The 23,462-nt window shown below is 53.8% G+C and carries 17 protein-coding genes; 10 read left to right on the top strand and 7 right to left on the bottom strand.

The window, feature by feature from the left end:
• Positions 1-123: 123 nt before the first annotated feature.
• Together PluTT01m_RS05835 and PluTT01m_RS05840 are read left to right on the top strand one after the other, a co-directional pair.
• The gene (locus PluTT01m_RS05835) at positions 124-495 is read left to right on the top strand and encodes a helix-turn-helix domain-containing protein (RefSeq protein ID WP_041379902.1); all 372 of its coding nucleotides are present in this window, start codon (positions 124-126) and stop codon (positions 493-495) included.
• A gap of 98 nt (positions 496-593) precedes the next feature.
• On the top strand, positions 594-836 hold the full coding sequence (locus PluTT01m_RS05840) for a SymE family type I addiction module toxin (RefSeq protein WP_011144928.1): 243 nt from the start codon (positions 594-596) through the stop codon (positions 834-836).
• A gap of 45 nt (positions 837-881) precedes the next feature.
• On the opposite strand, the gene PluTT01m_RS05845 is transcribed toward PluTT01m_RS05840, so the two are convergent.
• Both PluTT01m_RS05845 and PluTT01m_RS05850 read right to left on the bottom strand, forming a co-directional pair.
• A complete protein-coding gene (locus PluTT01m_RS05845) occupies positions 882-1,301 on the bottom strand; it encodes an SMI1/KNR4 family protein (RefSeq protein WP_011144929.1) in 420 nt (139 codons plus the stop codon).
• Between the two features lie 8 nt (positions 1,302-1,309).
• Positions 1,310-2,365, bottom strand: a complete 1,056-nt coding sequence (locus PluTT01m_RS05850; protein WP_011145471.1) for an HNH/ENDO VII family nuclease — start codon at positions 2,363-2,365, stop codon at positions 1,310-1,312.
• A gap of 352 nt (positions 2,366-2,717) precedes the next feature.
• Between PluTT01m_RS05850 and PluTT01m_RS26840 the strand changes: the two genes are divergently transcribed.
• Positions 2,718-2,975, top strand: coding sequence for a hypothetical protein (locus PluTT01m_RS26840; RefSeq protein WP_157866891.1), 258 nt, complete (start codon positions 2,718-2,720; stop codon positions 2,973-2,975).
• A gap of 229 nt (positions 2,976-3,204) precedes the next feature.
• On the opposite strand, the gene xerC is transcribed toward PluTT01m_RS26840, so the two are convergent.
• Positions 3,205-4,335 carry a site-specific tyrosine recombinase XerC gene (gene xerC / locus PluTT01m_RS05865; RefSeq protein WP_011144925.1) on the bottom strand — a complete coding sequence of 377 codons (1,131 nt, stop codon included), beginning with the start codon at positions 4,333-4,335 and terminating at the stop codon, positions 3,205-3,207.
• On the bottom strand, positions 4,322-7,636 hold the full coding sequence (locus PluTT01m_RS05870; protein ID WP_011144926.1) for a CHC2 zinc finger domain-containing protein: 3,315 nt from the start codon (positions 7,634-7,636) through the stop codon (positions 4,322-4,324). Before PluTT01m_RS05870 ends, xerC begins: the two co-directional genes overlap by 14 nt.
• 151 nt (positions 7,637-7,787) lie before the next feature.
• Here PluTT01m_RS05870 and PluTT01m_RS05875 point away from each other — a divergent pair, with 151 nt between their 5' ends.
• Complete coding sequence (locus PluTT01m_RS05875; RefSeq protein WP_041379902.1) at positions 7,788-8,159, top strand: helix-turn-helix domain-containing protein; 372 nt, start codon at positions 7,788-7,790, stop codon at positions 8,157-8,159.
• A 98-nt stretch (positions 8,160-8,257) separates the two neighbouring features.
• Positions 8,258-8,500 carry a SymE family type I addiction module toxin gene (locus PluTT01m_RS05880; protein ID WP_011144928.1) on the top strand — a complete coding sequence of 81 codons (243 nt, stop codon included), beginning with the start codon at positions 8,258-8,260 and terminating at the stop codon, positions 8,498-8,500.
• Between the two features lie 45 nt (positions 8,501-8,545).
• On the opposite strand, the gene PluTT01m_RS05885 is transcribed toward PluTT01m_RS05880, so the two are convergent.
• The 3 genes from PluTT01m_RS05885 to PluTT01m_RS05900 are packed head-to-tail and all read right to left on the bottom strand — an operon-like array spanning position 8,546 to position 19,500.
• Complete coding sequence (locus tag PluTT01m_RS05885) at positions 8,546-8,965, bottom strand: SMI1/KNR4 family protein (RefSeq protein WP_011144929.1); 420 nt, start codon at positions 8,963-8,965, stop codon at positions 8,546-8,548.
• 8 nt (positions 8,966-8,973) lie between these two features.
• Positions 8,974-17,787, bottom strand: coding sequence for a hemagglutinin repeat-containing protein (locus PluTT01m_RS05895; protein WP_011145476.1), 8,814 nt, complete (start codon positions 17,785-17,787; stop codon positions 8,974-8,976).
• A gap of 48 nt (positions 17,788-17,835) precedes the next feature.
• Positions 17,836-19,500, bottom strand: coding sequence for a ShlB/FhaC/HecB family hemolysin secretion/activation protein (locus tag PluTT01m_RS05900; RefSeq protein WP_011145477.1), 1,665 nt, complete (start codon positions 19,498-19,500; stop codon positions 17,836-17,838).
• 831 nt (positions 19,501-20,331) lie between these two features.
• Between PluTT01m_RS05900 and PluTT01m_RS25525 the strand changes: the two genes are divergently transcribed.
• From PluTT01m_RS25525 to PluTT01m_RS05925, 5 genes are all read left to right on the top strand, one after another.
• Positions 20,332-20,589 carry a hypothetical protein gene (locus PluTT01m_RS25525; protein ID WP_125026217.1) on the top strand — a complete coding sequence of 86 codons (258 nt, stop codon included), beginning with the start codon at positions 20,332-20,334 and terminating at the stop codon, positions 20,587-20,589.
• Positions 20,590-20,978: 389 nt separating this feature from the next.
• On the top strand, positions 20,979-21,869 hold the full coding sequence (locus PluTT01m_RS05910) for an integrase domain-containing protein (RefSeq protein WP_011145479.1): 891 nt from the start codon (positions 20,979-20,981) through the stop codon (positions 21,867-21,869).
• 619 nt (positions 21,870-22,488) lie between these two features.
• Positions 22,489-22,710, top strand: coding sequence for a hypothetical protein (locus PluTT01m_RS05915; protein WP_011145481.1), 222 nt, complete (start codon positions 22,489-22,491; stop codon positions 22,708-22,710).
• A 12-nt stretch (positions 22,711-22,722) separates the two neighbouring features.
• Entirely contained in the window at positions 22,723-23,109 is a 387-nt protein-coding gene (locus tag PluTT01m_RS05920) for a hypothetical protein (RefSeq protein WP_011145482.1), read from the top strand.
• Positions 23,109-23,405 carry a hypothetical protein gene (locus tag PluTT01m_RS05925; RefSeq protein WP_011145483.1) on the top strand — a complete coding sequence of 99 codons (297 nt, stop codon included), beginning with the start codon at positions 23,109-23,111 and terminating at the stop codon, positions 23,403-23,405. Before PluTT01m_RS05920 ends, PluTT01m_RS05925 begins: the two co-directional genes overlap by 1 nt.
• The last annotated feature ends 57 nt before the right edge of the window (positions 23,406-23,462 follow it).

Here is a 23,462-nt window from a genome sequence, read left to right on the forward strand (position 1 = left end):
AGGGTTTGGATAAAAATAACTCGACAATCATATACTACAGCTGGTAGTATTTACAACAGTAAGATGTAAAACATGTTGTAGATTAGGGTCATTCAGTCACTTTTTACATCGGTAACAACGACTATGGCCGCCTCCATCAGTAGTGAAGAACAGGTATTTATGATGACGTTAGGTCAGCGGATTTCTGCCCTGCGTAAACACGCCGGACTTACACAAGCGCAACTGGCTCAGGCACTGAACGTTTCTCAGCAAGCGGTTCAGTCATGGGAAGCGGGCAGAAGACGGATCCAGATCTCTGTTCTGCCTGAGATAGCAAAGTTACTTTCCGTCTCGCTCGAAGAACTGTTCGGCGAAGAGAGCGACACGATCCCCCGTAAACGGGGACCGGCTTCACGGCTTGAGCAACAGATACAGATTATCAGCCAGTTGCCCCGCGCTAAGCAGAAGCTGGTTTCAGAGATGCTGGATGCGGTAATTGCACAGGCACAACAGTAAAAGACAGACAGCTAAGAGAAAGGATTTTTTTACGCGGATGGAGCAGGCGGCAACCTGCCACAACCGCTAACCACAACCAACTAAGCAGGAGTTGATTTATGGCTAACCGCGATTGTAATGCAGATTTAGCGATTTCAAAAGCCCGGCGCAGCTATAAGGTGGGGTATGCCCGCACCCGCCACGAAGACCGCAGCACCGGTATGACCCGCTATTACAGCCAGCACCCCAGTTTGCATCTTAAAGGCAACTGGCTGGAAGAAGCGGGCTTTGCCACCGGACAGCCAGTACAGGTCAGTGTTGAGCACGGGCAGTTGATTATCCGGCTCGTTGAGTACAACTGACGGCTCAAAAAAGATCCCAGCCAAGCGCTGGGATCTTTAGCATGACTAATTACCTTCTATCCATACTTGCTTTATCCAGCTAGCAAGATCAGGCCAACTTTCCTCGTTATAACCATCAAGCGTCCAGTACTTAATTTTTCCGTCATAATCAATACAATAATAACTGCCATTATCTTCACAGATCGGGAGCAAATTTTCAGGTAGCCCTTGCTCTCTTGCATCGCTTAACGCTTGTGACAGTTCTCCATAATATTTTTTATCACGGGTAACAGATAACAAATCTATAGTTCCGTAGAATATATTACTTATTTTTTTCAAAACCTCTTTATAATCATTTGAAAATTCGAAACCAATTTCTTTTTCATACTGAGAAATTAATTCATCATCTGGCAAATCAACATCATTTCTTTGACCATCTGATAAGCGTTCGATTTCTTCAATAACATCATTAAGTTTAGTATTCATACGTAACCCTATTTAAAATCGTTAGCTCGTTGTTTCCAATAATCAGAACGCCACTTATTAAACTCCGAGCGGTTAATACCTGAGGGGATACTGTTATCATTTATATGTATGACCTTATGATTATCCTTATGAAAACTCTGCGTTACCTCAGCTATAGGTCCATCCTGCTTTTGTAACATATGATGTAAATTGACAGGTTTTCCATCATTACCGATAGGTGCTCTACCAGCTCTCATAAGCTCTACGTTTGTCTTACCTGATTTAGGATCAATACGGCTTGGATCAAACAAGTCATTTCGTTGATAAACCTTATTTCCCTTAAAGGGAACTGGCTCAGCCGACCAATATTTTCTGTCCTGGCCAAAGTATTTTGCGACATCTGTCTGTGTTGTTGTACTTGATTTATTAGCCGTTTGGTTAGGCTGTACTTGAGTAGCTTCCGCCGGAACGCTTTTATCAACATTATTTTTTGATGATACAGATGATGGCTTCGCCTGTATCTTATTACTGGCTGCTCCCCCAATAGCCCCGACCGCAGTCTCCAGCAACAACAGGTTGCGCTGCTCTTCCTTCACGTACTGCGCCGCATCCGCTTTGGACAAGCCCGATTTTTCCAGCTCTTTTTGACGCAGTTCCGTGTTAAAAAACCCGGAGAGGGGTCCGCTGCCGCCATTTAACCAGCTGCTCTGCTCTGAACGCCCTATCTTGTCATTGGCACGGTAACCTGAGACGGCCAGCTCCTTGCCCAGTTCATGGTTGATGAATGCCAGTTCTTCACGACTCAACTCACCATTCAACGCCATCTGTTTCAGGCTGTTGATGGTCGCATCACTGGCCTGCCGGTACTCTGTCCAGACTCCTTTACGGCAGCTGTCATCCTGACATGATGCCAGTTTACCGCGCATGTCCTCCACTGACGGCAAGCCTTTATCCAGAATGCGCTGGCTCAGCTCCTTAGCCTTGCCGCACGCTTCCGGTGACAGCGTGCGGCAATCACCCAGATTTCGCGAGGCCAGCGCATTATTCTCCACAACAACCCATTCCATTGCGACGTTGACCGCCAAACACCGATTTTCCCAATGCCCTCAGCCAGTTACCACCCGTTTTTTCCAATGGGCGTTCACCGCCGGCCCCAAAACCCCCTGACGCGCTTTTCGCCCCCGAAGGCCGGTTTTTCCCGCCGCGCTCTGGTCAGTGTAGCGCCTTTTTCGGCAACGGGCGAACGTCGCCCAACTCGCTTGGGCGGCGGGTGCCCGTTCTGCGGGCGCGGGCGGCACAGAGCCCGCAAGCGGCGCCCCTGCGACGCTCTGAGGCACTGTGGCTTCGGTTTGCGTATGACCTTGCATGACCACGCGGTTTTGTTTTGTTCAGGGAAGCCCCCGGGGGCTGCACGGGGCGGCGATGGCGAGCACGGGAATGAGCAAGGAGCCTGCGACTGCGAACCGGGCGCAGCCAGTGCAGCGGGGTTGGGGCGGGGGGAAGTCAATGAGCGGAGGCCGCAGGCCGATCTGCCTTCAGGGTTGTTGGCCGGACGTTGGCACGGCAGCTAAAGAAGAACTCAGAGTTGCCGATGTCCGGCTCAGTCGGTTAGAGCATAAGGCGCAGCCTTGTGCGCCACACCCGCCAATGCTGACCCGCGGGGGCGCAAGACATAATGCCAATTATACGCATTAAGCCGCTCATCAATGCTCAGGCGGTTGCCCGGGCTCACCGGCGCAGTGCGTATAATTCCCCCGCATTATGTTCAATAGGCGTTGGGCGGCCTGGACCGGCTTAACGGGGACGCTCGTGGTTGAGCCGCCTGACGACTATTTACCCCCGCGTGCGCCGATGCCGACGGGCAGTCCGGCCACGGTCTGCCCCCACACCGAACCCGCCCAACTCAACGGGGGCGTGCGGACGCTCAGCGGCTATCGGCGGTTGAGGTCGGCTCTGAACTGTCCGGCGGCGTGTCCGTGTCGGCGTTATCGTCGGCGTACAGGTCGGCCAGTAAACCCACCTCATCGGCGTCGCGGACTTTTTCGTCGGCCATTTGCTCCGCCGGATGGGTGCTGGCGTGCACCGCCTGCAAGGCCCGGATAGAGACCTGCGTATACACCTGGGTTGACTCCACGCTGGCATGGCCTAACATGGCCTGTATCCAGCGCAGGTCCGCGCCGTTCTCCAGCATCTGCGTTGCCATCGCATGCCGGAACAGGTGGCAGGCACCTTTTTTCTCAATGCCGGCGGCCCGGATATAACCGCTTACGGCATTCGTGATACCGTTCGGCTGCAACCCGTCGAGACCGTCCATTGCCACGAACAGTGATTGGATGTCCGGGGTGACCAGCAGTTGCGGGCGAATCTGTTGCTGATAGAACTGGAGCCAGTTTAAGGCCCGTTCGCCGAGGGGCAATACCCGGTCTTTATTCCCCTTGCCCTGCCGGATGGTCACCGTTTTGCGTGACCCGTCTATGCTGTAGATATCGAGCCGGGCCGCTTCACTGCGTCGTATCCCGGTTGACCAGAGCAGCTCCATCAGGGCCCGGTCGCGCGCGCCCTGCAACGTATTCGGGTCAGGCAGCGACAGGATATGCTCGATTTCATCAATGCTCAGGATATACCGCGGCAGGCGTTTTTCTTCCCGCGGCAACTCAATGTCCGCTGCCGGGTTCGCCAGTATCAGGTTCTGTTTCGTCAGCCATTTGAACCATACCTGTAACGGCTGCAACTGCGTGCGTTGGGTGCGGATGCTCAGCGGCTCTCCGTTGGTCTTGCGGTACTGGTACAGGTAGCGCTGGTAACGCTCCAGTATTGGCCGCGTGATGTCCGCGGCATAGTACAGGCCCCGGTCCGTGGCCCACAGGATAAAGTGATAGGTGTGATGGGTCTGCACTTTCAGCGTGGTTTCCGACCAGTTCCGTTCCTGCCGCCAGGCCACGAAGCGCAGCAGCAGCGCATACAGGCTTTTTGGGTCATGTGCCGGACCGACAGGCTGACGGTAGACGTCATCGACGGTCAGGAGACTTCCCTTGCGGGGTTTACGGTTTGCCATGATTGACCTCCGGTTGAGATTGAGGGGCGGGCGCAGACAAGGGGCGTGTTTTCTTTTTTCCTTTTATCACGGTGTCTTCCGTTACCCCGACTTGCGGTACGCTGAACCCGTGTTCTGCCTGCCCTGATGGGGATTTTTTTACCCCAGACTTAGCCCGGACCTGGCCCAGACTTGAGGCAGACTGGCGTTCATTTAAGTCAGACTTGCTCTCATGACCTGTCGGGACGGCTGCCGGCGTTTTATCCCTGTCGGGTACGGGCAATGCGCCTCTGTGATTATTTTCCTTAATAACTGCGTTTTCATCTGCCCGGACTTGTGCCCCTGCCGGCCCTTGTTCTGTCTGGGCTGACGCGGGTTTTTCTTCCCCAGACTCAGGCCAGACTTGCCCCGGACTTGGGGAAGACTTACGACCTTCCGGGTCAGACTTGCGTTCACTGCCGGCGGTTTCTGAGTCCGCTTCTCCGACATCCAGCAGGCCGCACAGGTGGGCTGCGCCGTTGTCTTCTCCGTCCCACAGCAGTTCATAATGCAGCAGGTGCCCCCGGCTGCCGCCATGCAACAGCAGGTATTCCATTTCCGTCAGCCGTTGACAGTGGTTTTTGAGCTGGCTGTCGCTCCAGTGGGTAAAGGCGCGGATATCCCGCCGGGTAAAGCGGACTTCATTTGGCTGGCAGTGCTGGATTTGCGCCTGTGCGTTCACCATCTCTTGTATCAGCAGTAACAGCTTGCGCGTCTGCGGCGGCATTTCATCCAGCGTGCGCCCCAGCACCTCATGCGCCAGCCGGTTAGCCAGGGCAATGTCGTCCTGGGTGACTTCGATATATTCGATGACCTGCCCGCGGTGGGTGGTTTTCTTCACTTCACGTTGATACTGGTGCAGCAGGGCAATGGCCTGTATCAGCGTCAGGTATTTCATGTGGTCGCGCCGCATCCGGGTTTTGTCTGACAGGAACGTCAGTTGATGGGCGTAAGGATTGACCACTTTCAGCGGCCTTAACAGGCGCTGGGCGTTCTGGTGTAACTGCGTCAGATAGCCTTTCTCCGAGTCAGCCAGCAACCCGGCCAGCGTCTGGCGGTGCCGCTGCATGGCGTGGATAGCCTGCGTCTGCTCACGCGATTCGTTGACCGTCAGCACCAGACAGCGGTTCAGCAGCTCTTCATCCACATCAATGGCCGTCGTCGTTAACATCAGCATCACCGGTCCCTGTACCCTGTATTCCCGCGTCACCAGTTCGCCGCTCTGCTCGTTCTTGCCGGTGCTGGCGATTTTCAGCTCGCCGTCGGACTGCAACAGTTTCAGGGCATAGGCCGCCTGCCGCACCCCTTCTTCTTCGGCTATCGCCAGTATTTTGTGTTGCAGGCTGGTTTCGCCGAGGTAATACAGGCTCTGTCCGGTCATCGCCGAGTACTGGATACGCTCCTCTTCCGGCATCAGGTTCAGCACGGCATCCATCAGGCTGCTCTTGCCTGCCGCGCTGCTGCTCTGGATTAACACGGCCAGCGGTTTATCGAGTTTGCGCGAGACTGCCGCCAGATACCCGGTCAGCAGATTGGTGGATTCGCCGACCACCCCACAGGCGGCCATGTCGTTGATAATCTGTTCTGTCAGGTTCGGCGATGTTAGCAACGCCAGCGCGGCGGCTTCGTCTTCCGCGCTGACCGTCACCGCCGTTGTCCCTGAGGCTTCGGCGTCGGCTTGCTGTTGCGCGTCCTGTTGCTGCTCCAGCATCAGCAAGACCCGCCCGGCTTCGCGTTTGATGACCGACAGCTCGCATTCCAGCTCTTGCGCCGCCGTGCTGATGTAGTGCTGACGATGCCGCGCGTGATACATGTCCAGCGTATCCACATGGAACAGGCCGGACGTTTCATCCCGCACCTGCACATTGACTTTCATCACGTCCGGTACCGGGGATTTTTTCATCCCCCGTATCCGCCAGACCCGGGGGCCGCTTTTCATCAACAACTCACCGGACGCCGTGCGCTCACAGGGCACGGGGGCAACGGTCAGCGCCGGCGGGGCGGCTAAAGAAGAAGATTTAGCCACCCCGGCACTTTGGGGCTTTTCCGTCACCGTCGGCAAGACGGGCCGCTCATGGCTGAACACCGCGCCCGGCGCTGTTCCCTGTCCCAGCCAGACCGCCTGTTGCAAGGCCAGCCCCAGCGCATGTTCGGCATTGCCGCTTTTCAGCGCATAGTCATTGGCATCCATGCCCGGCGGGAACTGCACCCGCCATGCCTCGATACCGGCTTCCAGTAAGTCAGCCGCCACATTAGCCGCGCCACGGTCTCCGGCCTCGTCCCGGTCAAAGGCAATCAGCACCCGCTTCACGCCGTGATACTGCAAGGCTTCGAGATGCTCACGGTTAAACCCGTTCACCCCGAACGCGGCGATCACGTTGCGGAACCCGGCACACCAGAAGGTCATAGCATCGATCAGCGCTTCGCACAGGATAATTTCCGCAGCGGCTTTCATCGCTGCCTCATTCCAGACCCCGGCCAGTGGTGAGGACAGGTACAGATGCTTTGGGCTGTCTTTCAGCACTTTGTAATCCGGCTGGGTTCGGCGGCCATACAGTTGCAGCACCCGCCCGCGGCTGGCCACACTGGCCGATTCGGCCCAGCCAATTATCGGCACCACGACACAGCCCCGGAAGTGGTCCTGCCGGGTGGTGGTACGCAACACGCCCAGCCCCGACAGCTTGCCGCGCAACTGCTGACCTTCCTGACTGTCTTTGGACGGCAACAACCCCGCGGAACCGCTGATACCGTGATGGCCCGCATACCCCAGTTTAAAGTGGCTGACCAGTTCAGGATGGTTCAGCCCGCGCCGCTCCAGCCAGGCTTTGGCTTCCGGTGACGCCAGTAAGTGCTGATGATAAAAATCAATCACCTGATGCAACAGCGCCTGCCCGTCATCGTCCAGGTCGGCCAGTTTCGGGCGCGGCAGAGGTGCCGCCTGTGATCCCGGCGGGGCGGCTAAAGAAGAAGCGGCCACAACCGCATTGTCCATATCCGGCAACCCGGCCAGCTCCCGCAGCCGGCGGATAGCGATTTTCAGCGTCACCCCTTCCGTTTGTATCACCCAGTCCAGCACCGATCCCGCTGCGCCACAGCCAAAGCAGTGATACAGGTTCTTAGCAGGCGATATCACCATTGAGGGCGTTTTCTCGTTATGGAACGGACAGCGCAGCACATAATCCTCACCGCGTTTTTTCATCGGACGGCCTTGCTTACGCGCCAGCCCCAGTAACGAGACGGTTTGCTTTAAGCGGGCTAAATCGGTATCGGGAACGCGGGTCATCAGTGACCTCCTGTAAAAACCTGTCAATAGGGTTTGGATAAAAATAACTCGACAATCATATACTACAGCTGGTAGTATTTACAACAGTAAGATGTAAAACATGTTGTAGATTAGGGTCATTCAGTCACTTTTTACATCGGTAACAACGACTATGGCCGCCTCCATCAGTAGTGAAGAACAGGTATTTATGATGACGTTAGGTCAGCGGATTTCTGCCCTGCGTAAACACGCCGGACTTACACAAGCGCAACTGGCTCAGGCACTGAACGTTTCTCAGCAAGCGGTTCAGTCATGGGAAGCGGGCAGAAGACGGATCCAGATCTCTGTTCTGCCTGAGATAGCAAAGTTACTTTCCGTCTCGCTCGAAGAACTGTTCGGCGAAGAGAGCGACACGATCCCCCGTAAACGGGGACCGGCTTCACGGCTTGAGCAACAGATACAGATTATCAGCCAGTTGCCCCGCGCTAAGCAGAAGCTGGTTTCAGAGATGCTGGATGCGGTAATTGCACAGGCACAACAGTAAAAGACAGACAGCTAAGAGAAAGGATTTTTTTACGCGGATGGAGCAGGCGGCAACCTGCCACAACCGCTAACCACAACCAACTAAGCAGGAGTTGATTTATGGCTAACCGCGATTGTAATGCAGATTTAGCGATTTCAAAAGCCCGGCGCAGCTATAAGGTGGGGTATGCCCGCACCCGCCACGAAGACCGCAGCACCGGTATGACCCGCTATTACAGCCAGCACCCCAGTTTGCATCTTAAAGGCAACTGGCTGGAAGAAGCGGGCTTTGCCACCGGACAGCCAGTACAGGTCAGTGTTGAGCACGGGCAGTTGATTATCCGGCTCGTTGAGTACAACTGACGGCTCAAAAAAGATCCCAGCCAAGCGCTGGGATCTTTAGCATGACTAATTACCTTCTATCCATACTTGCTTTATCCAGCTAGCAAGATCAGGCCAACTTTCCTCGTTATAACCATCAAGCGTCCAGTACTTAATTTTTCCGTCATAATCAATACAATAATAACTGCCATTATCTTCACAGATCGGGAGCAAATTTTCAGGTAGCCCTTGCTCTCTTGCATCGCTTAACGCTTGTGACAGTTCTCCATAATATTTTTTATCACGGGTAACAGATAACAAATCTATAGTTCCGTAGAATATATTACTTATTTTTTTCAAAACCTCTTTATAATCATTTGAAAATTCGAAACCAATTTCTTTTTCATACTGAGAAATTAATTCATCATCTGGCAAATCAACATCATTTCTTTGACCATCTGATAAGCGTTCGATTTCTTCAATAACATCATTAAGTTTAGTATTCATACGTAACCCTATTTAAAATCGTTAGCTCGTTGTTTCCAATAATCAGAACGCCACTTATTAAACTCCGAGCGGTTAATACCTGAGGGGATACTGTTATCATTTATATGTATGACCTTATGATTATCCTTATGAAAACTCTGCGTTACCTCAGCTATAGGTCCATCCTGCTTTTGTAACATATGATGTAAATTGACAGGTTTTCCATCATTACCGATAGGTGCTCTACCAGCTCTCATAAGCTCTACGTTTGTCTTACCTGATTTAGGATCAATACGGCTTGGATCAAACAAGTCATTTCGTTGATAAACCTTATTTCCCTTAAAGGGAACTGGCTCAGCCGACCAATATTTTCTGTCCTGGCCAAAGTATTTTGCGACATCTGTCTGTGTTGTTGTACTTGATTTATTAGCCGTTTGGTTAGGCTGTACTTGAGTAGCTTCCGCCGGAACGCTTTTATCAACATTATTTTTTGATGATACAGATGATGGCTTCGCCTGTATCTTATTACTGGCTGCTCCCCCAATAGCCCCGACCGCAGTCTCCAGCAACAACAGGTTGCGCTGCTCTTCCTTCACGTACTGCGCCGCATCCGCTTTGGACAAGCCCGATTTTTCCAGCTCTTTTTGACGCAGTTCCGTGTTAAAAAACCCGGAGAGGGGTCCGCTGCCGCCATTTAACCAGCTGCTCTGCTCTGAACGCCCTATCTTGTCATTGGCACGGTAACCTGAGACGGCCAGCTCCTTGCCCAGTTCATGGTTGATGAATGCCAGTTCTTCACGACTCAACTCACCATTCAACGCCATCTGTTTCAGGCTGTTGATGGTCGCATCACTGGCCTGCCGGTACTCTGTCCAGACTCCTTTACGGCAGCTGTCATCCTGACATGATGCCAGTTTACCGCGCATGTCCTCCACTGACGGCAAGCCTTTATCCAGAATGCGCTGGCTCAGCTCCTTAGCCTTGCCGCACGCTTCCGGTGACAGCGTGCGGCAATCACCCAGATTTCGCGAGGCCAGCGCATTATTCTCCACCGCATTCTTCCCGGCCTGCGCCCCAGTGAGGGCACTGGCGGTGGAGTCACCGGCAATGCCGCCTGCCAATCCTGCTGCCAGGGTGGAAAGGGTGCTGATAGTTTGCTTCTGCTCCTCCGTTAATTCACTGACTTTGGTGCCGTCGCCGTAAAGTTGCTTTATCAGAACTTGAGCGGCCAGTTCACCCGATGCGGCACCGGCTGCGCCTGACAAGGCATTATTGCCACTGACCTCTGCCGTTACCGCGCCTAAAATCGCATGGGCCAGCGTATTGGTGGCAATATCCACTTTATGAGTTTGTGGATCTGTCGTCAGCGCTTTTATCACACCGGCCAGATACGGTGAAGCGCCCCCGGCCAGCGCCTGACCGAGGTTGTTCCCTGCCAAGCCCTGAATGGCTGCCGTGGCTGCCTGTAACGCTTTCTGATAGGTTCCGCCAGTCCCAAAGCCCGAGTCATTCAGCGCCTGTGTGTAAGCGGTGTCATAAACTTGCTTATTAATATCCGCCGCAGTCGGGTGTGGATTGCCACTGTCGACCAATTTTTTTCTGGCTGCCGCTTTGTCCGGCTCACTGATATGGTCCAGCTTCGCTTTCGCCGCTTTGGTGGCGATAATTTTCCCTTCCGTACGGGCTATCTCGGTCATCTGGGCGCTGAGTTCGCCAATCAGTTGCGCCTGTTTCAGCCGTTGCTGTTCTTTTTCCTTATCAAATATCGGACTCAGGACATTCGCGGCATTATCGGTATCGCGACTTAAGTTCGCGACATCCTGAGTCTGGTGCGCTTTATCCCGGATAATCAGGTTGCCGTCACTGACGGCAGCGTGCGTGGTGGTGCTGTCATGGCCCTGGTTATTGGAACCACTCAGCCCATTGACCGCCAGATTATTCAGGACCTGACCGGCGGTCGGTTGGCCCAGGCTGACGCCCGCACTTTGCTGCTCAACAGTAAAATCCGCTTGATTTTTAATATCTTTAAAGCCCAGCGTCCCGGTGTTCAGGGTGTTTTTGGTTTTGTCAGCGTGACTCGCTATCACCGCGCCGTCCAATTGGGTGTGGTCACCGACGTTAACCTGATAGCCGCCTTTGCCAGCAAACAGCCCGGTCTGCTCCTGCACGCTGTCATAGTTGCTGTGCAGTTTATTGCGGCTGGCATTGAGGCTTGCGGTACCGTTAGTGAGGGGACCCACGGTGGCACTGACGCCCGCGCTGGCATTCTGTTGTTGGCTGTCATAGCGCTGGCTGTCCTGCTCGCTGCTGAGGATCAAATGACGTTTCACGTCGGCGGTAATCTGTTCGCCGCTGACCTGAGCGCCTTTCAGCGTCGTGTCCCGGCCACTGTTCAGCCCGACGCTCTGTCCCGCCTGTAATGTGGTGTTAGTATGACTGACGCCGTTGCCGTTTTCGCGACCGTTGCCCCGACTGACATTGGCCGAGACATTCAGACCGGTGCCTCCCGGTCCCACGGTCAGGCCCATGCCCAGCGAGCGGCCGTGGCTGCTGTTTTTGCCGGTCGTCTGCTCGGTGTTCTGGCTGGATGAGAGCTGAATATCCCGATTCGCATTGAGTTGCAGGTCTTTACCCGCCTGTAACTGGCTGCCCTGAATACGGATATCGCCATTCTGGCCTGATGCGCCTTTGCCATCCCCTTTGGCGGTTATGGTGAGGTTATCCCCGGCGGTGAGGTGGCTGCCCTGTTGGGTGGTTTGGCGGTGCTGCTGTTCTGAACGGGAAGACTGGCGGCCATAAGACAGGCTCACCCCGGCCAGATTATTATTGCCTTTGTCGTCACTGCCCTGAGCCTCCGCCAGTCGGCCAGCCTGCGCCGCTTGCACTCCGCTGAGGGCGGCTTTAGTGTTTTGCAGGGCTTTTACTCGCGGGTCACTTTCAGTGCGGGCGGCTCTGGCTGTTTGCACCGCGCTGTTGACGGCCCCGCCTGCGGCGCCACTCAGCGCCACGGTTAAGCCGCTCTGTTTTTGTTCGGTTTTTGTCGTGGTGTGATGGCGATTTTCCGCGCTGGTGATATCAACCTGTTGACCGGTCAGCGTCAGGTCTTTACCGGCAATCACCTCACTGCCGTGAACCCGGAGCTGTTCTCCCGCGTTAAGGGTGACATTGCCCTGGCTGCTGCCGACCGTGCTGCCTTTGCTCAGCTGGCTGTCACTGTCGGTGGTGACTTTCTGGCTGGCTTTGCCAACGGTGAAACCCATGCCGCTGGTCCCCATCAGGCCGGATTTTTTCTCCTGTCGCAAATGGGTTTCATCGTGCGCTTCGGCTGCGGTGGTGACGGTGAGCTGATGACCGGCGTTCAGGCTGACATCCTGCGTACCGGCGACATTGCTGCCGCGGATATTGAGGTCTTTACCGGCCTGTAGAGTCACTTTATCGCCACTGAATGTGGTACTGAGCGCCTGCCGGTCATGCACTTCATCGTGGGTTTCCACTGACGATTTCGACAGCCAGCCTTTGCTGGTTTGCTTGCTGTGCTCCACTAAGTCGGATGAGGCCGTCCCGGTGGTCAGCGTCAGATTATTTCCGGCCTGCGCCGTCAGTTGTTGACCGGCGTTGACGTGGGCGGCGGTGGCGTTCAAATCCTGCCCGGCTTGCAGGGTCACCTCACCGGCGCCGGTTATCTGGCTGCCGATATCTTGTTGTTGGGTCAGACGGCGGGTGTTATCTTTCCCCCAGTCGCCTTGCTCTGTGCGGCGCGTGCTTAAGGCGTCCAGCGTCAGGTTATGGCCTGCCGTTATCTCGGTGTGACCGTCTTTACCCGCATTCTTGACGTCACTGGCGGTTAATTGGACATTGTTAATGGCGCTCAGCGATAAGGTGCCCTTATCGTTCTGCACATAGATGCCTGCCGGACGGTCCAGCCAGCGGTTAGCTTCATCCCCGCGCACGGTCGATGCGCTGGTGATATCCCGGCCTTTCAGAGTCACCCGATCATCCCCCTGAATCTGGCCGCCCCGGTTAGTGAGCGTCTGTTGGGCCGCTAAATCCACTTTGCCGCCGCGAATAAAGCCGCTGTTGGTCAAATTGTTGGCCGTCAGTTGAGTGACGTCACGCCCGCTCATCGTGCCGCTGTTGGTGATATCGCCCTGACTGTTGAGCGCCACGGTATTCCCGGCCAGCAAGGCGCCATCACTGCTCAGGTCGCCCTGACGGACGCGCGCGTAAACCTGCGGCACAGTCACCACCTCGGTAGTGCCATCCGGCAGGGTCACGGTTTGGTTAGTCAGCCAGATAATATCTGAGGTCAGCAGCGCCATCTGTGCCGGACTCAGCGCCACACCCGGCGTTAACTGTTGCTGTTTGCCAAAGGCGACACCGGCATCCATCAGCGCTTTAAACTGCGCTTCGTCGTTGTTGTAGCCCGGCAGATAGCGCTGACCGGTCAGTTGGGTGATTTGGTCGCGCACCAGCCGCTGTTCGTAGAACCCATCGCCCAGGCGTTTGTGAACCAGCGCCGGGTCGTGCGTTAACTGTTGCCGCATATAGTCCGAGCCCAGCCACTGTTTGTACTGGGTGAATTTCGGGTCGGTCTCCACCAGATAGTGGCTGTCGCTGCCCGGTTGCACGGTATACAGGCTGTTATTCGGCAAACGCGTATCGGGTGTCACCACGCGTATCACCGGATCGACTGTTTGCCCTTTGACGGTCTCCGGGGGCAATACCAGTGGCTGATTTTTGATACCGTTCACCGGCGTAACCGCCGTGGGGGCAGAATGTATCTGACCGGTCTGTCGGTCTGTAATCGTGATATCGGTGCCCTGTGGACGGGTATTCTCCTGCCAGGCCAGCGTTTTCAGGTCGATGGTTTCTATTACGGGGGCCGGGTCATAATTGCTGCGGCTTTTCCCCTGCGAGGTTTTGGTGCCACCGAACCCGAACTTTTTGTGTTTGGTCTTTTTGGCGTACCAGTGAGTTTGGCGACCTTTATCGGTGGTAATCCGTTCGCCCTGAGTGGCAATATTGTGCAGTTCGCCGATTTCTCCATCCAGCGCCCCGCTGGCGACAATCTGGCTGTCGTGATTAGTGACCTGCGCACTGTTGAGCGTGATATTACCCCCGGCCAGAATTTTACCGGGGTCACTCTGTTTAACCTGAGTTTCCTTGACGGTCCGGGTGTACTGATATTCGTAAAAGTCATTACTGCGGCTGCCATCCGGCATGATGGCATCGTGCACTTTGTATTTATTGCGGTGGGAAGTGTCCACCTGTGACCAGTCGTAACGGGTGGTCTGGCCGCTGAGTACTGCATCGTGATGCTGAGACTTTTCCGTTTCGACGACCTGAGTGACCAACCCGGCGTTGGTGTTGTTAATCTGGTCGGCATTAATCTTCAAGTGGCGCCCGGCTTCAATCGTCGCTGCGTGGTTATTGAGCTCATGGGCTTGACCGGAGGCCGTCAGGGTATTATCCAACTGGCCGCCGATGCGCATGTCGCCCACGCTGTAAATCTGCGCATGATGCTGGTTATTGAGCGTTGCGGTGCCGATGTCCAGCCGGTCCCGTGCCGCAATGACCGCGGCTTTGCCGTCCTGAGCGGTGTTATTCAATGTGCCCGTCTGGAGGGCCAGCTGGTCCCCGTAAATGCGCCCGGTGCCGGTATTGTTCAGGGTGTTGGCCGTGAGATGAGTCAAACCGCCGTCAATCAGTCCGGTGTTGCTCAGGGTATCGTGAGCCTGGATTTGCGTTTGCCCGGCGCTGATTTCACCGGAGGCGCTATTGGTGAGATTGTGAGTGTCAAGATGCAGCGCCCGACCGGCTTTTATCTGGCGGTCGTTGAGGAGATTGCCGGTTGTTTTCAGGGTCAGATTGCCATTGGCCGCGGTGTTGCCGGTATGATGAAAATCCTCGGTTAAAGTGACCGCCATATCGCCCTGCGATAACAGTTGGCCGTCACCGCTCAGAGCATGGGCGTTAATCGTGGCGTGCTCCCCGGCAATCAGCGTGCCTTGCCGGTTATTAATCGCCAGATGCGGTTGCCGGGCCTCGCTTTTGAGAATGAGCTGTTTGCCCGCAGAGACCAGCCCCTGAGTATTATTTAAGGTCTGGCTGATGTTCGCTTTCAGATGGTTGGCTGCCCGTAAAGCGCCCTGAGTATTGTCCACCTGTTGAGCGTTGACCGTCAGGTTTTGCGCTTCCAGCCCGTTATCCGTCTGCTTCGTTTCCCGGTTAATCAAATGAGCGGTGTTCAGGGTCAATTGCTGACCGCCACGGATAAGGCCGCCGGTGTTATCGGTTTGAGTGTCAACATTGAGCGTGGTGTCGCCCACCGCCTGCACCTGCCCGTGACGATTGTCGAGCTGATGAGTATTCAGGGTTAAGGTGTCCGTGGATAACAATTTGCCGTCCCGGTTATCCAGCGCGGCGTGTCGGGTATCGATAGCCAACTGTCCGCCTTGAAGATGACCGTGGCGATTGTCCAGCGGGCCACTGGTGATGGTCGTCTTGCCCTCACCGAGAATATGGCCCTGCTGGTTATCCAGTAACTGCCCGTCGGTATCCAGAGTCAGGGCGTCGGCGGATTGTAAGGTCCCCTCGCGGTTTATCAGTTGTTGACTGTGAATGTCCAGCCCGCCATTGCCGGCAATCTGGCCCTGAGTATTAGTGAGCTCGGCGCTGGTCAGCGTGGTTTTACCGTCCGCGGCGATTATCCCGCCGGTGTTATCAACATCGCCGGTGCGCAGGGTTAACTGCCCGCCGCTTAACACCCGGCCCGACTGATTGTCCAGCGTGTCTTTGACCGCCAGTGTCAGCGAGCCTTTTTCGGCGGCCACGATGTTGCCGTGACGATTATCGACGGTCGTTGCTTTAAGGTTCAGGTTGCCGTTGCCCGCAAGGGTACCGCGCTGGTTATCCAGCTTCCGGGTGGTGAGGGACAGGGTATCTTTGCCCTGTTGTTGCATCACGCCGCCTTGATGACTCAGGGTGTCGGCGTTGACGGTTATCTGCCCGGCCTGAGTTTCAGCCTGGTTGAGTTGCAGTTCACCGGCCTGTATCGTCAGGGCGCCATTGGTGAGCAGCTTGCCCTTATCACCCAGCCACCGTTGCGTGTTGAGCGATAATCGACCCTGACCGGCCAATTGCACCGTCCCCTGGTTGTTATCGGCCTGATGCGCGGTCAGATGCAGGTCCTCGCCCTGACTGGCAATAGTGCCCTGACGGTTGTTAAGCCGGTCAGTAGTGAGGGTCAATTTCCCCTGATTGAACACTGTCCCCTCACGGTTATTCAGGGTGCGTGTATGGAGCGTCAGTTCACCGGTCCCGGTCTGGTTAATTTTCCCCTGCTGGTTGGATAAATCCGGGGTCGTCAGGTGGATTTCCTTCGCCACTAACTGGCCGCCGTCGTTGTTAAACTGGCCCGGCGTTTTCGCCGTCAAACGGTCGGCGTTGACGGTAGCGCGAGCGGTACTGATCCCCGCTTGACTGGCGGTGAGTTGAATCTGGCTGGCTGCGGTCTGGCTGTCGCTCAGGTCAATCCGCTGACTGTGGACAGCCAGCGTATCGGCGGCCAGATTTTTCCCCTTCGCCTGAACGTGCTGCGCGGTCAGAGTCAGTGAGCCGGGACGGGTAGTGTTGCCGTTATCATCCAGTCCCGCGGCCCACACACTGTCATGGCTGCTGTGTATTGTGCCTGCGTTGACCGTGGTATCGCCGCGAGCTTCCACCCGGCCCTGATTGCGCAGTGCTCCTTTGGTCTGTAAATTCACCGCCGATTGTGACAGCAATTTGCCGGTGTTAGTGACATCGGCAGACGAGGTTAATTGCAACGTATCCCGGCTGCTGAGGGTGCCGCGGTTCTCTACCCAGCCATCGGCGGTGATATGGACCTCCCCGGCAGACGCGCCGATATTACCGGCATTATGCACGCCCACCCCCGTTTCGGTGCCTATCAGCCTGATTTTATGGGCATACATGCCGCCCAGCGCCGCCACATCCAACGCAAACGCCGGGTGCTTTTCATCGTCAATCGATTTTTTCTCTATCTGCTGATGCGCCGTATCCACAATATTGCGCCCGGTGGTCACTTTCAGGTCTTGCGCGTGTAATTTGGCGTTGATGGCGACGGAGCGGGCGATAATATCGGTGTAACTTTGCTGTGTGCTGTCCATGCCGTGCCCGTCAATCCGCACTTCCCCCTGATTGACATCAAACCCTTTCAGCCGGCCTCGCTCCATCAGAGCTTGCCCGGTAGTGAGCGTGGTGCGATGTGAGTTAATGAACCCGCAACCGTTACAGGTGATACCCGCCGGGTTGGCAATAATCACCTCGGCTTTATGCCCGGCGACTTCAATCCAGCCATTGAGTTGACTGGGGTAACGACTGTTGACTTCGTTAAGAATAACGCTGGCGTCCCCTTTGGCTAACCACGGATTGCCCGCGACCATACCCCCCAGTTGCGTCTGCGTGGCTTGATGGCTGTTATTGAGGATAACTCCCTGTTTATCCACGTCAAACTGACGGTAGGTATTGTGGGAAACGCCATCGGCGCCCGGCGTCTGGATATTGACCTGCGGCGTGCCGTTGGCGCTGCGAATGATGGTCGGTTGCTGGCGCCCCGGCGCCTGTCCGTCGGCCACAATCGCCGCCTGCGCGGTGAGCGAAATCCCGCCAAAGGCTAACAACAATCCAAACCGTAGCGCAGTGAGTCGGCAACGATGCTGTGGTGAAGAGGGGCACCGATATCGGCGCCCGGTTCGTCCCCGTCCGGCCCGCGCTATCTCGGCCACTACCATCCACATCTGGCGGGATTGATTAAAGATAATACGATACAACTGCTTGTTCATGATTTTTACTCCACACAACACTACCCACCGGCAGTTTTGTTATTTGAATTAATACTGCCAATACAGGTTGAATCCGGCCGTGACGGGAGAGGTTTGGAAACCGGCGGGTTTGGACAGCGGGACGCCGACAAACAGGTCGTAGCTCACCCCTTTCAGACTGCCGCGCCAGCCTAGGGCGCTCCCCGCCAGGTGTTTTCCGAGCAGCGCGTCGCTGCCCCGGCCGCCCACTTCGCCATAATCCATTGCCAGATACAGCGACTGCCCTTTCAGCGGGGTTTGCCAGTCCAGTTCGTTGCGGCTGTACCAGCCCCGATCAGCGGATAAAGTCAGCTCGCCATCAAAGCCGCGCACCGTCCAGCGACCGCCAATCGAGAAGCGATCCTGGGGCGTCAATGGGCTGGCGCTTATCTGACGCAAATACTGGGTTTGATAAGAAAAAGGCTGAGAAAACAAGGTTAACGGCCCGGCAAGCGTCGCCGAGAATTGGGTGATTTTAGGTAAGGCGGTCCCTTCATTGCGGTACTCTTCCGGCGCCGGTTGTGCGCCAAACCAGCGCATGCCCTGCTGGTAAGTCACCCTAGTATCCAGCGTCGCGCTGCCGATAAAGTGATGATGGGACAGCCCCAGCTTCCAGCCCGCGGTTTCCCGGCGCTGAACATCAACTTCGGTCTTATCAATAAAATTGCGCGACGTCCGGCGATAAATTTCACCATTAAGCAGGGTTTTCTGGTCGGCGTTACGGTGCAGAACACGGCTAAGCTGAACCGCCAGGTTTTGGCTTTTGCCCCGGTATTGGATCGCCTGATTCAGCCCGGCTATCGTCTGGGTATAATCGTAATGACTGGCCGTCACGCTCGCCATCCAGTAGCCGAACGGCAGGGAGTAATAGAGCGTGTCGTTTTGGCTGCCCTTCCCGGCAGATGAATGAATATCGCGTCCACCGGAGAGATAAAACAGATCACTCAACGCCAGCGGGTTGTCCAGAAAGAAGGTGAGTCCGCCCTGATAACGCCCGGTGCTTTTGGAGCCGGTATCATCCAGATACGTGGCGATTCGCCAATGCCGGGACTGACGCCAGTCCAGCACAATATCGCTCTCCCCCGGCTGCTCTGCCGGGACAATGTTCATATCCGCCTGCACGGTCGGGAAGCGTTGCAAGTTTTCCAGTCCCTGCTCAATGTCCCGTAAATCCAGTAGCTTGCCTTCACGCGCGGGAAAGGGGGTTATCCGCTGGATATATTTCCCGCTGTCAGGGGTATAGCGGATATGCCGGATTTTGCCCGGTATCATCACCAGTTTTAGCGTTTGGGTACGCAGATCCTGGGGAGGAACCAGAACCCGGCTGGTGACATAGCCGTGATTAATGAGCTGATCTTGCAATTGGGTTATCAGCCGGCTAATGCCTTTATCGCCCAGGCAATGGTTTTCGCCCTGTTGGGCGACACGCCGGAACGGTAACCAGTGCGGGAAATTTTCGGTACCTGCCAATGCTACATGTGTGATAGGAAAACAGGGGGTTTCCACCGGGAAGGCGGATGATTCCCCGGTTTCCGGTACCGACAGGTGAACCTCCGCAGGCGGCGGGGCTAATTGCGCCTCCAGGGCTTGCTGACGGGCCTGTTGATGAATGAGTTGTTGATCTGCGATGTCGGCGGCTTGACTGCCTGAGACTACGCTACAAAAAACCGTTAAGACTAAAATACTGCTTTTCATTGACTTTCTATTCCACAATGTCGAAACAGTATTAACCACGAATTTAACTTAGCGATCAATATTTAGGGTTGATTATCAACCGGGCAACTAAAATAGGGGGTTGGTTAAGATAGCAGCAAAAACAAGAGGTTATATGACAAAGCAAAAATCAGGCCAATGTGATTATTTTGTAACAGAATTGTATAAAAAATGGATTAATATTAATCATTTAATAATCAACATTAATAATTTCAAATTAATTTTATTGTTTTATTTTTATTATGTGATATGCGTCACATTTATAATGATTGATTTCAGTATTGAATCACTTGAAATATGACGGTTTTCGTTAATTTTTGATAAGAAATGATCTTTTATGATTAGATGATGACTTTTAGCTCAGTCAATTGGCAGAACTGACGCTAGGCTATTGCGGATTGGGAGACAATCATCAGAAGCAGGTGTTCGTCATTAATTCACAGAGTGGAAAAAATCATGAATCCTAGGGACAAAGATCGCCAGTGCGGATTTATCTATGCCTGTTTTGCTTTTTGTTAACGGTTCGGCCTGTCATTTTGCTCGTTTTTTGAAAAGAGTAAATGATTATTCTATGCGGTATGAAAAGCTTTCTTGACGTTGAAATAGACCTTGATTAATTTAAGGCAGTATTCGTTATCGCGTAAGCGATCGTTAATGTTCCCGTAGTCTGAGAGGAACGCCTTCGGGTGACTGATCTCAATGCCATCATAGCCTGAGAGATGGCGTCTTCGGACGGCAAATCCGTTTATCCTTTGAAAACGGGTATCACTAACAATAGTGATGAAGGTGCAATTTCACAGGCAATTTTCTGACTTGCCAGTATCCTCAAACAATAACCTGCGGGTTGATTTTGCTTTCTACGATTGGCTTGCCTGGGTGGTTTCGTTCAGTAGTCTGGATGACTGTTGTCAGATTCGACAGGTTATTGGATATTTTGCGGACAACGCATTGGGTCCAGAAGAAATGGGCGGCGTCACTTGTTGGCGTGATAACGAAAACCAAGTGACGCTGCCAGCGTACAACATCCTAAACCACGTAATACAAGCTTTCCCTGTATCTTCTACCTTCTGACCAATACGTAGTACCCCGGTCGGAGGGTTTGAAGATCGCAATCCACCTTAACGTCTTGAGTGAAAAACAATCATGTTGACGTTTTATATTCAGAAGAAGGAGAACAATCGATTCGATATTGATGGCGACGTCAGTGAAAACTGGCGTTGGAGGTAGTCTGACAACGGTCAGGACGGTGTAAACCGCGAACAGCTCAGAGAGCTGGGGTGCCTCGTAAGAACTCAACCTTTCGCCACCCCGATGCACAGATATCAGTCGAGCCGCAGGAAGCGCAAATCAAACCGTGCCGTTGGGGTTGAGAGATGACATTCAGAATACCGTTTTGTATTGCCTGCCTCCGTCAGGTTACAAGCGGTGGTGTCGTGTGGGTTAAAAAGGAAATCGTTTGCATGTCAAAGTTGAGTAAACAGTTAGTCACATTGGCCCGTCAGGCTGGCGGCAGTTTTAAAACCGTTTCAGACAGAATGAAAATAGCCAAACGTCTGGCGGAAAGCATGGCGATATTAAATATTCAAATCCGTGATATTAAGAATATGAAAATTAATCATATTGAAAAATATATCGATAGCCGAAAGTCAGAGAATATTTCAAAGCGCACGTTACAAAATGAGATGGCGGCCGTTCGGGCGATATTCGCTATGGCGGGAAGATCTCAATTAGCTAACCCTCATCACGAACGGTTAAGTAATCATGCGCTCGGATTATCCGGCACCAGCCGGGAGGGGACTAAGATGGCGATTTCGGATGAGCGTTATCACACGACGCTTGTTTTGGCCCGGGGGAAAGATGAAGGGGTCGCTGCGGCTATGCAACTTTCTCGTTATCTGGGACTGCGAACAGAAGAAGCGGTTCAGGCGGCAAAGTCATTAAGAACGTGGGAAAAAGCCTTATTGCGTGGGGATGAAAGAGTGAGGGTAGTGTTTGGTACAAAAGGAGGACGTCCCCGTGACACGACGGTGGTTGAGCGGGATAAAGTGATCCAGGCCGTCAGGACGGCAATAAAGTATGCCAATAAAAATCAGGGTCGTTTGATTGATAAACCGAATTTACATTCGGCCATTGATCGTTACCGGAATATCGTCAGGGAAGCGGGGTTAACCGGAAAGTCTTCGCCACACAGTTTGCGTTATGCTTATGCTGTTGAGGCCATAAATTATCATCTGTCGAAAGGATTAAGTCGAAAAGAAGCGGAAGCGATGGTTTCAATGGATTTAGGGCATGGGGATGGACGAGGACATTATGTTGCCCGTGTCTACAATAAACAGTGCAGTGATGATTAATTGGCTTTTGAATTTAGCTTGAATCGAAACAGCCCTGGGCTTAATATCAATGTGTTAACTTGTTGTTTTCGGACAACGGCCAATGTCAGACGAGTCTGAGACTGACGCCTTTGGGTGACTCGTCATAAAACCATTGTAACCTGAGAGATGGTGCCTTTGGGCGGTACACCCGTTTATCCTTTGAAAACGGGTATCACTGATTACAGTGATGAAGGTGCATTTTTAGTAACACACGGTGGCAGGCTTGCCATTTGGTGATCTCACCTCCGAGGGACAGAGTTAGTTCTCTGTTGTCTCTCTCATATCAACCACTTCCTGATGGGGAATGCCTTTCCCTGAGGGATGAGGTTATTCCTCATTTTTTACATTTGAGGAAATATTATGCAAACTTTATCGTGATTAACTGAAATATTGATGAAATCTGTCCGGTCTGAAGCACTGATTGGGCGCAAAGTTAAGTCGGGGAGATTGCCTCGGCTGGCGATACTTATCAGGCATCCTGACAGGGATTGACCTGACGGATTTATTTACTTTGTATGATGTTCGTGATGAACATCTTCCTTACATTTCCCGGGGCTTGTCCCCGTCAAGGGCAGGCTCCCGGTAACAGGAGTGGTTAATGCCTGCTTTTCATCCCCCCACTGATACGACAACCTTGTCGGTTTCAGAGATGTTAACGCCGAAACAACGCTCACTTATCCGCGATTTGATCCGTGATGAGTGTGATTATCGGGATCGTGACGCACTCCTTAAACTTTTGGGCATGATAACGCTGTTCAAAGTTGCGGGGATCCTGACGTTAGGTGTGCTGTTGCTGGTTTTCCAGTTGTTATGGGGATAAAGGAGACGAACGATGTTAATGATCTTTGCGACAGTACTTTGGGGCGTTATTCGTTGGATTTCTCTGTCGTTTTACCATGTGATGTCCTGGTTGTTACGCCGAAGACAGGTGAGACTACCGGTGACTCATATGACCCAGGCTCGGAGACAAACGGTGTATGCGGGTAAATGGCAACTTTCTGATGACGCGAAGTCATGCGGGAGACCGGTTGTGGTCAGAGATAGACACAGCTACAAACCGGGTGTGGAGTTGCTGTATTTCGGTGAGGAGAGTCCAGAGCCGTTTTATGGCGAGCGGTACCTTATCGACGAAACGGAAGCGGTGGATTCGGCACAACAGATGCTAACGCGCCTGTTGAGACAGCGTAGTTTATCGCATGCTTATGATGAGGCCGCATAATGGTCAATGAGACGTTGACTGCCGTTACCCGGTGGGTGATGCCGGCTGTAGCGATTGAAGAGCCAGTCTGGTTGCGAATGGTGAGTTATCCGTCTGCGCCGGAATATGAAACAGAACGGTTTCATCAACTGATTTACCAGGCATTCAAAGCCTGGTCAGCAGCAAAGCCGGGAACGTGTGAGGTGACGTTTGGTTTTTTCTGTTTGCCGTATGACGGCGACATGAAGGCCCCCTTATGGCAAGCGCTGCGGCTTAAACATGAATCTGATCGGTTGCTGATTGCGTTGGACGCCTAATTTTATTGATTACCCTGACGGGGAAACCCGTGAGGGTTAACTCCGTCAGTCATTTTT

It is taken from the genome of Photorhabdus laumondii subsp. laumondii (assembly GCF_003343245.1).
Classification (GTDB): domain Bacteria; phylum Pseudomonadota; class Gammaproteobacteria; order Enterobacterales; family Enterobacteriaceae; genus Photorhabdus; species Photorhabdus laumondii.

Excerpts from the sequence above, each read along its gene's own strand:
- PluTT01m_RS05870 (WP_011144926.1), bottom strand. The coding sequence starts at position 7,636 with ATGACCCGCGTTCCCGATACCGATTTAGCCCGCTTAAAGCAAACCGTC.
- xerC (WP_011144925.1), bottom strand. The coding sequence starts at position 4,335 with ATGGCAAACCGTAAACCCCGCAAGGGAAGTCTCCTGACCGTCGATGAC.
- PluTT01m_RS05910 (WP_011145479.1), top strand. The coding sequence starts at position 20,979 with ATGTCAAAGTTGAGTAAACAGTTAGTCACATTGGCCCGTCAGGCTGGC.
- PluTT01m_RS05915 (WP_011145481.1), top strand. The coding sequence starts at position 22,489 with ATGCCTGCTTTTCATCCCCCCACTGATACGACAACCTTGTCGGTTTCA.
- PluTT01m_RS05895 (WP_011145476.1), bottom strand. The coding sequence starts at position 17,787 with ATGAACAAGCAGTTGTATCGTATTATCTTTAATCAATCCCGCCAGATG.
- PluTT01m_RS05835 (WP_041379902.1), top strand. The coding sequence starts at position 124 with ATGGCCGCCTCCATCAGTAGTGAAGAACAGGTATTTATGATGACGTTA.
- PluTT01m_RS26840 (WP_157866891.1), top strand. The coding sequence starts at position 2,718 with ATGAGCAAGGAGCCTGCGACTGCGAACCGGGCGCAGCCAGTGCAGCGG.
- PluTT01m_RS05920 (WP_011145482.1), top strand. The coding sequence starts at position 22,723 with ATGTTAATGATCTTTGCGACAGTACTTTGGGGCGTTATTCGTTGGATT.
- PluTT01m_RS05925 (WP_011145483.1), top strand. The coding sequence starts at position 23,109 with ATGGTCAATGAGACGTTGACTGCCGTTACCCGGTGGGTGATGCCGGCT.
- PluTT01m_RS05875 (WP_041379902.1), top strand. The coding sequence starts at position 7,788 with ATGGCCGCCTCCATCAGTAGTGAAGAACAGGTATTTATGATGACGTTA.
- PluTT01m_RS05900 (WP_011145477.1), bottom strand. The coding sequence starts at position 19,500 with ATGAAAAGCAGTATTTTAGTCTTAACGGTTTTTTGTAGCGTAGTCTCA.
- PluTT01m_RS05885 (WP_011144929.1), bottom strand. The coding sequence starts at position 8,965 with ATGAATACTAAACTTAATGATGTTATTGAAGAAATCGAACGCTTATCA.
- PluTT01m_RS05840 (WP_011144928.1), top strand. The coding sequence starts at position 594 with ATGGCTAACCGCGATTGTAATGCAGATTTAGCGATTTCAAAAGCCCGG.
- PluTT01m_RS05845 (WP_011144929.1), bottom strand. The coding sequence starts at position 1,301 with ATGAATACTAAACTTAATGATGTTATTGAAGAAATCGAACGCTTATCA.
- PluTT01m_RS05880 (WP_011144928.1), top strand. The coding sequence starts at position 8,258 with ATGGCTAACCGCGATTGTAATGCAGATTTAGCGATTTCAAAAGCCCGG.